Origin of the sequence: Serratia sp. CY29653, assembly GCF_052169255.1 — a bacterium.
Lineage (GTDB): Bacteria > Pseudomonadota > Gammaproteobacteria > Enterobacterales > Enterobacteriaceae > Serratia > Serratia sarumanii.
On record NZ_JBJNLC010000001.1, the window covers coordinates 537,724 to 549,808 of the forward strand.

At 59.2% G+C, this 12,085-nt stretch carries 12 protein-coding genes and 1 pseudogene; 6 read left to right on the forward strand and 7 right to left on the reverse strand.

Features of this window, described 5'->3' with window-relative positions:
• The first annotated feature begins 143 nt into the window (after positions 1-143).
• Positions 144-2,843 carry a magnesium-translocating P-type ATPase gene (mgtA, locus tag ACJ8HN_RS02520; protein ID WP_442523003.1) on the forward strand — a complete coding sequence of 900 codons (2,700 nt, stop codon included), beginning with the start codon at positions 144-146 and terminating at the stop codon, positions 2,841-2,843.
• A gap of 48 nt (positions 2,844-2,891) precedes the next feature.
• On the opposite strand, the gene ACJ8HN_RS02525 is transcribed toward mgtA, so the two are convergent.
• The 4 genes from ACJ8HN_RS02525 to ACJ8HN_RS02540 form a co-directional block, all read right to left on the reverse strand.
• The gene (locus ACJ8HN_RS02525) at positions 2,892-3,665 is read right to left on the reverse strand and encodes a DUF3307 domain-containing protein (protein WP_442523004.1); all 774 of its coding nucleotides are present in this window, start codon (positions 3,663-3,665) and stop codon (positions 2,892-2,894) included.
• A gap of 2 nt (positions 3,666-3,667) precedes the next feature.
• Positions 3,668-4,264 carry a hypothetical protein gene (locus ACJ8HN_RS02530; RefSeq protein WP_033635069.1) on the reverse strand — a complete coding sequence of 199 codons (597 nt, stop codon included), beginning with the start codon at positions 4,262-4,264 and terminating at the stop codon, positions 3,668-3,670.
• 210 nt (positions 4,265-4,474) lie between these two features.
• Positions 4,475-4,654 carry a hypothetical protein gene (locus ACJ8HN_RS02535; protein ID WP_442523539.1) on the reverse strand — a complete coding sequence of 60 codons (180 nt, stop codon included), beginning with the start codon at positions 4,652-4,654 and terminating at the stop codon, positions 4,475-4,477.
• Positions 4,655-4,749: 95 nt separating this feature from the next.
• Entirely contained in the window at positions 4,750-5,859 is a 1,110-nt protein-coding gene (locus tag ACJ8HN_RS02540) for a YbdK family carboxylate-amine ligase (protein ID WP_039565412.1), read from the reverse strand.
• Between the two features lie 150 nt (positions 5,860-6,009).
• On the opposite strand from ACJ8HN_RS02540, the gene ACJ8HN_RS02545 reads away from it, so the two are divergent.
• The 3 genes from ACJ8HN_RS02545 (at position 6,010) to arsC (ending at position 8,141) form a co-directional block, all read left to right on the forward strand.
• Positions 6,010-6,336, forward strand: coding sequence for a metalloregulator ArsR/SmtB family transcription factor (locus ACJ8HN_RS02545; protein WP_033647837.1), 327 nt, complete (start codon positions 6,010-6,012; stop codon positions 6,334-6,336).
• Between the two features lie 69 nt (positions 6,337-6,405).
• Positions 6,406-7,689 carry an arsenic transporter gene (locus tag ACJ8HN_RS02550; RefSeq protein ID WP_048321743.1) on the forward strand — a complete coding sequence of 428 codons (1,284 nt, stop codon included), beginning with the start codon at positions 6,406-6,408 and terminating at the stop codon, positions 7,687-7,689.
• 20 nt (positions 7,690-7,709) lie between these two features.
• Entirely contained in the window at positions 7,710-8,141 is a 432-nt protein-coding gene (gene arsC, locus ACJ8HN_RS02555; RefSeq protein ID WP_048321742.1) for a glutaredoxin-dependent arsenate reductase, read from the forward strand.
• 27 nt (positions 8,142-8,168) lie between these two features.
• Here the strand turns inward: arsC and ACJ8HN_RS02560 are convergent, their stop codons facing one another.
• Genes ACJ8HN_RS02560 through fdhD form a run of 3 tightly spaced genes read right to left on the reverse strand, consistent with a single transcriptional unit; the run spans position 8,169 to position 10,984 of the window.
• Positions 8,169-9,131 carry a Dyp-type peroxidase gene (locus ACJ8HN_RS02560; protein ID WP_442523005.1) on the reverse strand — a complete coding sequence of 321 codons (963 nt, stop codon included), beginning with the start codon at positions 9,129-9,131 and terminating at the stop codon, positions 8,169-8,171.
• Between the two features lie 34 nt (positions 9,132-9,165).
• Positions 9,166-10,083, reverse strand: a complete 918-nt coding sequence (locus ACJ8HN_RS02565; RefSeq protein ID WP_033635062.1) for a bestrophin family protein — start codon at positions 10,081-10,083, stop codon at positions 9,166-9,168.
• Positions 10,084-10,141: 58 nt separating this feature from the next.
• Positions 10,142-10,984: a formate dehydrogenase accessory sulfurtransferase FdhD gene (gene fdhD, locus ACJ8HN_RS02570; protein ID WP_033647832.1), complete on the reverse strand. Its 843-nt coding sequence runs from the start codon at positions 10,982-10,984 to the stop codon at positions 10,142-10,144.
• 309 nt (positions 10,985-11,293) lie between these two features.
• Between fdhD and ACJ8HN_RS02575 the strand changes: the two are divergent.
• Positions 11,294-11,485, forward strand: a pseudogene (locus ACJ8HN_RS02575) (DNA polymerase V); the annotation flags it as partial.
• A gap of 212 nt (positions 11,486-11,697) precedes the next feature.
• Positions 11,698-12,069, forward strand: a complete 372-nt coding sequence (locus ACJ8HN_RS02580) for a hypothetical protein (RefSeq protein WP_125460725.1) — start codon at positions 11,698-11,700, stop codon at positions 12,067-12,069.
• The last annotated feature ends 16 nt before the right edge of the window (positions 12,070-12,085 follow it).

Here is a 12,085-nt window from a genome sequence, read left to right on the forward strand (position 1 = left end):
CGGAAGGGAAATGATTCTTGCGTGGCTGACAGGGTAATCACGCTATTCAGTCACGCTAATTAAAAAATTCCACTCTGCGCAGAGTCACCTGTTTATCGGGCGGGATATCCCTGTGCGCAGAACGAAAATAAGAGAATAGCGTTATGACTCAGATTAATGAAAGAACGCGTCGCCGTGATAAAGACGCGGTGACCTACGCCATTGCGGAAGAAGCGACCAACAGCATCGCCCAAACGCTGGCGAACCTGAAGTGCAACCGCAACGGTTTGACTCAGGACGACGCCGATGAGCGGCTGGAGCAGTTCGGCGCCAATCAGGTCGCCCACGACAAGGCGCCGCATGCCTTGATCCAGCTGATCAAGGCTTTCAACAACCCGTTTATCTTCGTGCTGATGGTGCTGGCTGCGATCAGTTTCTTTACCGATTATTGGCTGCCGCGCCAGAGCGGTGAAGAAACTGAACTCACCGGCGTCATTATCATTCTCATCATGGTCACGCTGAGCGGGCTGCTGCGTTTCTGGCAGGAATACCGCACCAACAAAGCGGCGGAAGCGCTGAAGTCGATGGTGCGCACCACCGCCACGGTGCTGCGCCGCAGCAGCTACAGCGCGCATCCGCTGACGCTGGAAGTGCCGATCCGCGAACTGGTGCCGGGGGATATCATTCAGCTCTCCGCCGGTGACATGGTGCCGGCCGACGTGCGTCTTATCGCCTCGCGCGATCTGTTCATCAGCCAGGCGATTTTGACCGGCGAAGCGATCCCTATCGAAAAATACGATGCGATGGGCTGCGTGGCGCAGAAGTCGAGCGAAGGGGAAGTGTCCAGCGAGAACGCGCTGCTTGAGCTCTCCAACGTCTGCCTGATGGGCACCAACGTCGCCAGCGGCACCGCCACGGCGGTGGTGGTGGCGACCGGCGGGCGCACCTACTTCGGTTCGTTGGCCAAGTCGATCGTCGGTTCGCGGGCGCAAACCGCGTTCGATCGCGGGGTGAACAGCGTCAGCTGGCTGCTGATTCGCTTCATGCTGGTGATGGTGCCGGTGGTGTTGCTGATCAACGGTTTCACCAAAGGCGACTGGAGCGAGGCGGCGCTGTTCGCACTGGCGGTGGCGGTCGGCCTGACGCCGGAAATGCTGCCGATGATCGTCAGCTCCAACCTGGCGAAAGGGGCGATCGCCATGTCGCGCCGCAAGGTGGTGGTGAAGCGCCTGAACGCTATTCAGAACTTCGGCGCCATGGACGTGCTCTGCACCGACAAGACCGGCACGCTGACCCAGGACCGCATCATTCTCGAGCACCATATCGACGTCAACGGCGCCAGGGATAACGAGGTGCTGCACCTGGCCTGGCTGAACAGCTTCCATCAGAGCGGCATGAAGAACCTGATGGATCAGGCGGTGATCCGCTTCGGGCGCGGCAAACCGGGGATCGAAGCCCTGGGGCGTTTCAGCAAGGTGGATGAGCTGCCGTTCGATTTCGTGCGCCGCCGCTTGTCGATCGTGATGGCGGACGAAAATGGCAAGCAGCAGCTGATCTGTAAGGGCGCGGTAGAGGAGATGCTGGAGATCGCCACTCACGTGCGTGAAGGCGACAAGACGCTGGAACTGGATGACGCGCGCCGTGCGGCGCTGCAGGCGCTGGCCCGCGAGTATAACGAAGACGGTTTCCGCGTGCTGGTGCTGGCGACGCGCGAGCTGGATGCGCAACGCCCGGCCGACCCGCTGAGCGTGGCCGACGAGCGCGACATGGTGGTGCAAGGGTTGCTGACCTTCCTCGATCCGCCTAAGGAGAGCGCGCAGCAGGCGATCGCCGCACTGCAGGAAAACGGCGTGACGGTGAAGGTGCTGACCGGCGACAACCCGGTGATCACCTGCAAGATTTGCCGCGACGTCGGGCTGGAGCCGGGTGAACCGCTCTCCGGGCTGCAGATTGAACAGATGGATGACGAAACGCTGGCGCGTGAAGTGGAGCAGCGCACGGTCTTCACCAAGCTGACGCCGCTGCAAAAATCGCGGGTGCTGAAAATGCTGCAGGCCAACGGCCATACCGTCGGCTTCCTCGGCGACGGCATCAACGATGCACCGGCGCTGCGCGATGCCGACGTCGGCATTTCGGTCGACACCGGCACCGACATCGCCAAGGAGTCGGCGGACATCATCCTGTTGGAAAAGAACCTGATGGTGCTGGAAGAGGGGGTGATCAAAGGGCGCGAGACCTTCGGCAATATCATCAAGTACCTGAACATGACCGCCAGCTCCAACTTCGGCAACGTGTTCTCGGTGCTGGTGGCCAGCGCCTTCATTCCGTTCCTGCCGATGCTGGCGATCCACCTGTTAATTCAAAACCTGATGTACGATATTTCCCAGCTGTCGCTGCCGTGGGACAAGATGGACAAAGAGTTCCTGCGCAAGCCGCGCAAGTGGGACTCCAAAAACATCGGGCGCTTTATGCTGTGGATTGGGCCGACCTCGTCAATCTTCGATATCACGACGTATGCGCTGATGTGGTACGTGTTCGCCGCCAACAGCGTGGAACACCAGGCGCTGTTCCAGTCCGGCTGGTTCATTGAGGGGTTGCTGTCGCAAACGCTGGTGGTGCATATGCTGCGCACCCAGAAGATCCCGTTCATTCAGAGTACCGCGGCGCTGCCGGTATTGCTGACCACCGGGTTGGTGATGGCGCTCGGCATCTACATTCCGTTCTCGCCGCTCGGCGCCCTGGTTGGCCTGCAGCCGCTGCCGTGGGAATACTTCCCGTGGTTGGCCGCTACGTTGGTCAGCTACTGCGTGGTCGCGCAGTTGATGAAGCGTTTCTACATCCGCCGCTTCGGCGAGTGGCTGTAAGCCGCTTCGGCACTCACTTCGGGGGCGAAATTCATCGCCCCCGCTCCGCTACAGCAGTTTGTTGACCAGCAGGCCGAGCATGATGGTCAGCGTGAAGGAAAACAGCGTGCCGAGCAGCACATACTCGGTGCGCATCTTATCGTCGCTCTGGCGCAGATCGCCGAAACGGAAGATAGATTTGGCCGCCAGCAAAAAGCCGATCGCCGGGATTTGCCCCAGCAGCACGAAGGTCAGGATCAGCGTTCTCTCCAGATAGCCAATCTGTTTGCCCGCGCGCAGCAGCGAGTCGTTGTCGGCCTTGGCCGAAGGCGGCATTTGCGGCGTCCAGTGCGCCAGCAGTTGCCCGATCAGCAGGCTCATCGGCAGATAAATCAGGCTGTAGGCCACCAGCACCAGGCCGGTTTGCCAACGCCCCAGTTGCCGCCCCAGCGCGGCGAGCAGTTCACCGGCATTCGGCGTCAGCCCCAGCCACAGCAAAGCGATTACCGCCAGATGCAATCCCTGATCTAGCAGGAAACTGCGGGCCGGGCTCAGGCGGTTCATCGCGGTGACCTTCAGTAAATCGATCAGGTAGTGGCTGACGGCGATGATCAGCAGGCTGGCCAGCACCTGAAGTGAAGAAAGCCCGCCGTGCAGCAGGCCGAAACCGGCCACCACCCAGGCGGCCAGCACCCCGTGCAGCAACGCGTGCAACACCAGAAAACGTGAACGCGCGCGATGCTTGATTTTATCTTCCACCCAACTCAGCGGCTGCAGCGGAAAATCCGCCAGCAGATGGACGAGCAACAGCCAGGCCAGCAAAGGCGCATAGGTCAGATCCATAGTCAGACGATCCTGTTAATGGCGTGAATAAACCGCATGATTTCCTCGTAGGCCGCGCGTTTCAGCGCGGCGGAGACCGTGGAGGCGGCTTTTTGCAGCTGATCCGCCACGGCAGCGCCGCTGTCGGCGAACATTCTCGCCTGGACGATGCGCGCTTCGGTCTGCGACAGGCGGCCAATCACATGATCTAACATCGGCAGCAGATCGCTGACAATGGCGTTTGTCCGATCGTTGTCGGTTTTCAGAGCCAGCCGGCAATTTTTCGCCATGGCGTCCAACGCGCTGCCGGAGTTGATAAAGGCGCTGCCATAGCCGGCGGCGTCGGGCCGTTGGCTGCCCAGCCCGACGGCGACGCGCGCATCCCAGTGCGCGGCGCCCGTTGCCCGCAGCGCGAGGCGAATATACACCGCCAGCAGCAGCCCGTCCTCCGGGGCGGCCTGCGCCTGGAAGGCGTCGCCGCGAAAGATTTCCACCTGATGCAGCCGCCCGTCGCGCCGCAGCCGATCGAGCAGGCTGTGCAGCTCATTGAGGTAGTTGACGGTGTCTGATCGGCGGGAATCGACCAGATCGCCGCTGATTACGCTGATTGGCGTCGGCATGACATGTTCCGATGTTTATAGAAGGATGACTATAAATTCGCACCTAGATACGAATATGTCAATAATTCGCCTGTGAATACGAATTTATCGGCTTTTCGCCTGTGAGGACGAATTGAGGCAGGGTGAGGAGGGGAATGAATGGCCGGGAATGCGCGGGCCTGCAGGCTCGCCACCGGCGGCGTAAACGGAAAGTGGCCGGCAACCGGCCGTTCAGAAGCTTTTAACCAGCACGCCACGCGGCATTTCGCTGCCGTGTTTCAGCAGGTGCTCAAACGATCGCTCGCTGCTTTTCAGCTGCTGCAAAAATTCCTGCGGCGACAGATCGTGTTTTTTGCCGCTCATGTAAGCCAGCGCCAGTTCTTTTGCCTGATAGCGGGAGAAGTTGTACATGGTGTCCTCGATACGATGAATGTCAGTGCTCACGATTGTAGCGAAAGAGCACATAATGAACAGCGGCTTTGGCGTATGGAATCGATAGCCGAAACTTAACTTGCCGGTTGCAACAGCTCATCGCACAGGCGCTTGATCACCTGAGCCTGCGGCAGGCCGTTGTGCAACATCTGGCGGATATGCTCCGAATCGCTGATGCCTTGGCGGACATGGTGCTCGATCGCCTGTAGCACGGCCCGATCCTCCCGCCGCTCGGCGAACCCGCTCAGCACATCGAGAGTGTGCAGGATATGGGCGGTCAGGCTGCTGCGACGCAGCGTCGCGGGATCGACGTATTCGGCGGCGAAACCGCTGCGATAGGCGTTGATCTTGTTGTAATTGGTGAAGGCATCGTATTCCGGCGCGATCGGCGTGCGGTGTTGCAACAGAAAATCAGCCAGCAGACGGCAGTAACCGACCAGCAGCACGGCATGCGCGAGGCGCAGCGGCGTATCGCAGATGCGGATCTCCACCGTGCCCAGCTCCGGTTTGGGCCGCGCATCCCAGTAAATATCCTTGATGCTTTCAATCACGCCGGCGGCGTTCAGCCGTTCGTAGTAGGCGTTGAATTCGCGCCAGCTGTAGATGTGTTCCAGGCATCCGTAGTTGGGGAAGGAATTCTGCGCGCTGAAACGGGAGCTGGCAAAGCGCGTATCGACGCCCTGGTACAGCGGTGACGATGCGCTGAGCGCGATCAGCTGCGGAAAGTAGGGCGTCAGCGCATGGCACAGGTACATCGCTTCGTCCCCGTCGTTGACGCCGAGGTGGATGTGTTGGCCGAACACGCAGGCCAGCTTGGAAAGATAGCCAAAGCGGCTGGCCAGCTGCCTGTAGCGCGCGTTGTCGCTGATGACCTGCTTGCGCCAGTCGTTGCTCAGATGGCGGCCGCCGCCGCAGACGTCACAGCCCAGGCGCTGCGCGCTGCGCCGGACGGTATGGGTCAGGGCGCGCAGCTCGGCGTGCAGCTCATCGAGATCGCGGTGCACCGAGCTGTTCAGCTCCACCATCGATTTGGTGAGCTCATGTTTGACGCGCCGGCGGTCGCCGACCGCGCTGACCACCCGGTCGGCCCGATCCGTAAGATCGTAGTGCTTGTCATCGACCAGCTGCAGCTCTATTTCGGTGCCGATGGAGAGCCTTTCCGAACGTTTGAATGTGAGCGGCATGGTGCCTCCTTCCTGCAAGAACAGCATAAAGATAAGTATATGCCTCGGCGAGGGGGACAACGTTTTGTGTTTTATATTTGTTTTTCCGAATATGAAAATGGTATCTTCATGAGCGATTTGTGGAGACGATAAGGTTAACGGGAGTGCGACATGACGTCATTGACGCCGCTGAAGCTGTTTAAAAACCTGTCGGACGAGACGCGTTTGACGCTGGTGCTGTTGCTGCGCCACGCCGGCGAGCTGTGCGTGTGCGAGTTGTCGGGCGCATTGGCGCTGCCGCAACCCAAAATCTCAAGGCATTTGGCGATGCTGCGTGAAAGCGGGCTGTTGCTCGATCGGCGCGATGGCAAGTGGATATATTATCGCCTGTCGCCGCATATGCCGGCTTGGGCGGCGGGGATTATTGAGCAGGCTTATCAGTGTCGGGCAGAACAGATGATGGAGTTGGGGCAACGCGTAGCGAAAGGCTGCCCGTAACGGTAAAAAATTTGCGCAAACACATACGAAAAATCGAATATGTAGATGTGAGGAGGCGGTGAGACGGCGATGATAGTGGCAGGAGCGATCTTTATTCTGACGTTGGCCTTGGTTATCTGGCAACCGAGAGGGCTGGGCATTGGCTGGAGCGCGGCGTTCGGCGCGGGATTGGCATTACTGAGCGGCGTGGTGCACGTCGGCGATATTCCCGTGGTGTGGCAGATAGTCTGGAATGCGACCGCGACCTTTATCGCCGTCATCATCATCAGCCTGTTGCTGGATGAGAGCGGCTTCTTTGCCTGGACTGCTCTGCACGTCGCGCGCTGGGGCAACGGCAAAGGCCGATGGCTGTTTACCTACATGCTGCTGCTGGGGGCCGTGGTGGCGGCGCTGTTTGCGAACGACGGCGCTGCGTTAATCCTTACGCCAATCGTGATCGCCATGCTGTCGGCGCTCGGCTTTCGCCCTGCGGCGGTACTGGCTTTCGTGATGGCGGCGGGCTTTATCGCCGATGCCGCCAGCCTGCCGCTGGTGGTGTCCAATCTGGTGAATATCGTTTCGGCGGATTTCTTCCGGCTGGGCTTTACGGAGTATGCGGCGGTGATGGTGCCGGTCAACCTTGCCGCAGTGGCGGCGACCCTGGTGATGTTGCATCTGTTCTTTCGCAAGGATATTCCGCGGCGCTACGCGTTGACGCGTTTACCGATACCCCAAGAAGCGATTCGCGATCGTGCGACTTTCCGAGCCGGCTGGGCGGTATTGGCGCTGTTGCTGATTGGCTTCTTCGCTCTGGAGCCGCTCGGCGTGCCGGTGAGTTTGGTCGCTGCCTGCGGCGCGCTGGTTCTGCTGGCGGTGGCGAAACGTGGGCGCGCGATCGACACCGGCAAAGTGCTGCGCGGGGCACCCTGGCAGATCGTGATTTTCTCGCTGGGCATGTATCTGGTGGTCTACGGGCTGCGCAATGCCGGCTTGACCGAGCTGCTTTCCGGCGTGTTGGACGCGCTGGCGCGGCAGGGGCTGTGGGCGGCGACGCTCGGCACCGGCTTCCTGAGCGCGTTTCTCTCTTCCGTCATGAATAATATGCCGACGGTGCTGGTGGGGGCGTTGTCAATCGACGGCAGCGGCGCGGAAGGCGTCATCAAGCAGGCGATGATTTACGCCAACGTCATCGGCAGCGATCTCGGCCCCAAAATCACCCCGATCGGCAGCCTGGCCACGTTGCTGTGGCTGCATGTGTTGGCAAGGAAGAACATCGTCATTACCTGGGGCTATTATTTTCGCGTGGGGCTGGTGATGACGCTGCCGATCCTGTTCGTCACCCTGGCCGCGCTGGCGCTGCGGCTGTCCGTTTGATCCTGATAGGAGAAACCGTCATGAGCAGTATCAAGATTTATCACAACCCGGCTTGCGGCACGTCGCGCAATACGTTGGCGCTGATCCGCAACAGCGGCGTTGAGCCGGAGGTGATTTTGTATCTGGAAACACCGCCCAGCCGTGAACGGTTGATTGCGCTGCTGGCCGAAATGGGGATGACGCCACGCGCGCTGCTGCGTAAAAACGTCGAGCCTTACGCCGAGCTGAAACTGGATGAGACCGGCTGGAACGATGAGCAACTGATTGACTTCATGCTGCAACAGCCGATTTTGATCAATCGACCCATTGTGGTGACACCGCTCGGCACGCGCTTGTGCCGGCCGTCGGAGGCGGTGTTGGATATTCTGCCGGATCCGCAGCGCGGGGCTTTCAGCAAAGAGGATGGGGAGCCGGTGATCGATGCGCAGGGCTGCAGGATAACCAAAGGTTGATCGCTGCGGCCCTGCGCCCAGGCAAAATCAGTGCAGTTCGGCGCCGCTGCGATCGGCCAGCGCTTCCAGCAGCGGGGCGGACGGCACGAAGAACAGGGTGCCGGTCACCGCGTGGCTGAAATCGAGCAGCCGATCGTAGTTGCCGGCCGGGCGGCCGATAAACATGTTTTCCAGCATCTGCTCGATTGGCTGCGGAGAGCGCGCATAGCCGATAAAGTAGGTGCCGAATTCGCGCAGGCCGGGGCGGCCGAACGGCATGTTGTCGCGCAGAATTTTCACCTCGTTGCCTTGCTCGTCGGTGATGGTGGTCAGCGAACTGTGCGATGACGACGGTTTGACCGCTTCATCCAGTTCGATGTTGGACTGCTTATGGCGGCCGATGATCTTCTCCTGCGTTTCCACGCTGAGCGAATTCCAGCCCTGCATATCGTGCAGGTATTTTTGCACCAGCACATAGCTGCCGCCGCTGAACGCCGCGTCTTCGTCGCCGATCACCGTGTAGTCGAAGGCTTCGTGCCCCTCCGGGTTCTCCGTGCCGTCGACGAAGCCGATCATGGCGCGCTGATCGAAGTAACGGAAGCCGTGCACCTCTTCGACCACCGTCACAGCGTCGCCGAGCTTGCCGACCAGCTGCGAGGCCAGTTCGAAACACAGATCCATTTCATCGGCGCGGATATGCAGCAGGATATCGCCGGGCGTGGCGACGGCGACGCGTTCCCCGCTGCCGATCGGGCTGAACGGATGCAGCTGGCGAGGGCGCGGGGCGCCAAACAGCGTATCCCAGGCTTCGGAGCCGAAGCCGCAAACGCAGGTGAGGTTGCCCGCCGGCGCGCGTTTGCCGACCGAACGCACCACGGCGGCGATGTCGCCGCACCAGGCGCGCACCGCCGCCAGATGGGCGGGAACGGGCGACAGGGTGGCGACGATGAAGATGGCATGGCGCGTTACCGGCGTGAATACGGCTTGCGGCGGGTGGTTATTTGCATTCATTGCATTCGGCTCCAGTGTGTTCGGGTGAAATCGATCAGATCAAATTAAAGTGCTCGTCGGGTTTCATCGGCGGCGGCAGCGGGCTTTGGTCGTTCATTTCCAGCAGGTTGCGCTCGATGGTGTTGCAGATGGCGTTTAACGGCAGATGGTTGGCCGACACGCCGAACGGATCTTCCAGCTCTTCGGCCAGTGAGTCCCAGGATAAGAAGGTATAGGAAATGAACACCGAAACAAACGGTGTCATGTAATGCAGATCGGTCACCAGGGCAAAAGGCAACAGGCTGCAGAACAGGTAAACGGTGCGCTGTAGGATCAGGGTATAGGCGAACGGCACCGGCGTGCTGGCGAGCCGTTCACAGCCGCCGAGGGCGTGGGACAGCTCGCTCAGCTTGTTGTCGAGCAGCTCGAAGGTGATGTCGCTCAGCAGCCCCCGTCGGCGCAGCTTGCCGATCTCCTGGCCCAGCATCAGCAGGATGCGGTTGGTCGGCATCGGGCTGGCGATCACCTCCGCCAGCTCTTTGCTGCTGAGGTTGTGGTACAGATCGGCGGTCGGATCGGTGGCGCGCAGCTGATGCTTCAGGCTCCAGCTGAAGGCGATCAGCAGCTTGGCGACCTTCTGGTGCACCGCCGGTTCGTCCGGCAGCAGGCTTTTTATCTGGCGCAGCAGGGATCGCTCGGTAATCAGCAGCGAGCCCCACAGGTTGCGCGCTTCGACAAAGCGGCTGTAGCCGGCGTTATTGCGAAAGCCGAGAAAAATCGCGATGGCGATGCCCAGCAGGCTGAACGGCGCGATGGTCAAATGCACGCCGAGCTGTTCGTACCATTGATAGCTGATCACCGCCACTATCGACATCAGCACGTTCAGCGACAGGCGAAAGGTGATCTTTGACAGCACGGAACCGTGCCAGGCGAACAGGCGAAAAAACCAGTTCTGGTTCGGGCGAATTATCATGACGTGGGTGCTTCCTGGTGTCCTGCTATTGAGAATAGTCGATTCTTATCCGGCGGCGTTAGGCCACCGTCGTCGATTGCCAGAGCCGCTGCGGGTGCGTATAGACGGTGGCGCGCCCTGGCTTGCTGAAGCCCACCAGAGTCAGGTTGCTGCGCTCGGCCACCTCGACCGCCAGGCGGGTGGCGGCGGAAACGGCGAACAGGATCTCGACGCCGCACATGGCGGATTTTTGCACCATTTCATAGCTGGCGCGGCTCGACACCAGCGCCGCCCCTTGCAGCCACGCCTGTTGGCTGCGGTAGCCCAGCAGCTTGTCGAGCGCCACGTGGCGGCCGACGTCTTCACACCCGCCGCTGAGCGCGCCATCTGGCTGGATCCAGGCCGCCGCGTGGGTGCAGCCGGTCAGTTTCCCCACCGTTTGCACCTCCTGCAGCTGCGCCAACGCCCGGTCGAGCAGGGCCAAATCGAAGCGTTGCGTGAAGGGCAGCGGCGCGATGGGCTGGGCGACCTCCTGCAGCTGCTCCACCCCGCAGACGCCGCAACCGGTGCGGCCGGCCAGGCTGCGGCGCTTCTCTTTCAGCTGCATAAAACGGCGGCTCGAGAGTTCCACATGCACTTCAATGCCGTTGCAGGCCGGCTGTTGGCGGATGTCGTAGATATCGTCGGGGGAGGCGATGATGCCTTCGGACAGCGAAAAACCGATGGCGAAGGCCGCCAGATCTTTCGGCGTCGCCATCATCACCACGTGGGAAATGCCGTTGTACACCAGGGCGACCGGCACTTCTTCCGCCAGCCAATCCTGTTGCGCCTGGGCCAGATCGTTGCGCTGCCAGACCGCGTGGCGCGACAGGCATTCCTGTTCGATATCGTCGGTTTCTGCGAGGAGCAGGTGCTTGTTCATAACGTTCTCGTGACCGTCGGTGACGAGGCGCCGACGGGGATGAATTCTTATTGAGCAGGTGTGGGAATTATACAGGATTCTGATCCCGCTCGCGCAGGGAATCACACCGTACCGTCGGCCGCATCAGGTTATCCACAGTTTTGGTGGATAACGTGTGTGCAAGAGGCGGTGAAACCCTTAGCAGGCGTAAAAAAAAATCGCTCAGAAAATTATTATATTACGCGGCAAAGCGCGATCTGCAGGGGGATTGGGGGGTTGCACGCGTTCGCGTTTTATTTATGTTATACTGTATAAATATACAGTTTGGTTATGATTATGCTGAGCAATTCAAGGTTGTATGCTTTTTCACCAGCTGAACCCCTGACGTTACCGCTGTTTGCCGATCGCGTGGCCTGCGGCTTTCCTTCCCCGGCGCAGGACTATGTCGAGAGCAGGCTGGATATCGGCAAGCTGCTGGTGCGGCACCCCAACGCCACCTACTTCGTGCGCGCCAGCGGCGAGATGGAGCGTGCAGGATGGATCAGGCACTACCGACAGATTAAGAAACTGAGCATCCGAGAAACAGCAGACGCGACAGGCTACAGTACTTCCCAAGTTTGTCGCATTCAGGCCTTCTATAAAGAAGTTGAGACTGATTAAAAAGCAGCCTTAATGTACAATAATTTTCGATATCCAAACTGACCCCATGAACAATCAATGAGTAGAGGTGAAAGATGATTTCATACAAAAAAACCATACCTGCTCTTGTCATATTCGCTTTATCTAATGCTGTGGCATATGCGAATGATTTCGACAAATCAAATGAAGCGATGGCAATTTCAGCAATAGGTTTTTCTGGCTCAAATGCTCGTGTTGCACATGATGTTTGTGGGGCAACCAATGAGAAAATTGATAAATATAAAAAACAAATAAAAGACTCATTAACTAGAACATTAAAGTTTGAACAGTCAGGATTCGATACGCATTGGGATAATGGTTGGAAAAATGCTGATTTTTTGGTTAAGTCATTAAGTAATGATGAAGCCTATAAAAAAGAATATTGCCGAGAGGTTTTAGATGGAATTAATAATCCTGAAATGAATTAAGGATTATTCCTTATTC

Coding starts and splice junctions, on each gene's coding strand:
- ACJ8HN_RS02540 (WP_039565412.1), bottom strand. CDS start 5,859: ATGCCGCTCACATTCAAACGTTCGGAAAGGCTCTCCATCGGCACCGAA.
- ACJ8HN_RS02560 (WP_442523005.1), bottom strand. CDS start 9,131: ATGAATGCAAATAACCACCCGCCGCAAGCCGTATTCACGCCGGTAACG.
- fdhD (WP_033647832.1), bottom strand. CDS start 10,984: ATGAACAAGCACCTGCTCCTCGCAGAAACCGACGATATCGAACAGGAA.
- ACJ8HN_RS02530 (WP_033635069.1), bottom strand. CDS start 4,264: ATGCCGACGCCAATCAGCGTAATCAGCGGCGATCTGGTCGATTCCCGC.
- ACJ8HN_RS02535 (WP_442523539.1), bottom strand. CDS start 4,654: ATGTACAACTTCTCCCGCTATCAGGCAAAAGAACTGGCGCTGGCTTAC.
- ACJ8HN_RS02525 (WP_442523004.1), bottom strand. CDS start 3,665: ATGGATCTGACCTATGCGCCTTTGCTGGCCTGGCTGTTGCTCGTCCAT.
- ACJ8HN_RS02550 (WP_048321743.1), top strand. CDS start 6,406: ATGATAGTGGCAGGAGCGATCTTTATTCTGACGTTGGCCTTGGTTATC.
- ACJ8HN_RS02580 (WP_125460725.1), top strand. CDS start 11,698: ATGATTTCATACAAAAAAACCATACCTGCTCTTGTCATATTCGCTTTA.
- arsC (WP_048321742.1), top strand. CDS start 7,710: ATGAGCAGTATCAAGATTTATCACAACCCGGCTTGCGGCACGTCGCGC.
- mgtA (WP_442523003.1), top strand. CDS start 144: ATGACTCAGATTAATGAAAGAACGCGTCGCCGTGATAAAGACGCGGTG.
- ACJ8HN_RS02565 (WP_033635062.1), bottom strand. CDS start 10,083: ATGATAATTCGCCCGAACCAGAACTGGTTTTTTCGCCTGTTCGCCTGG.
- ACJ8HN_RS02545 (WP_033647837.1), top strand. CDS start 6,010: ATGACGTCATTGACGCCGCTGAAGCTGTTTAAAAACCTGTCGGACGAG.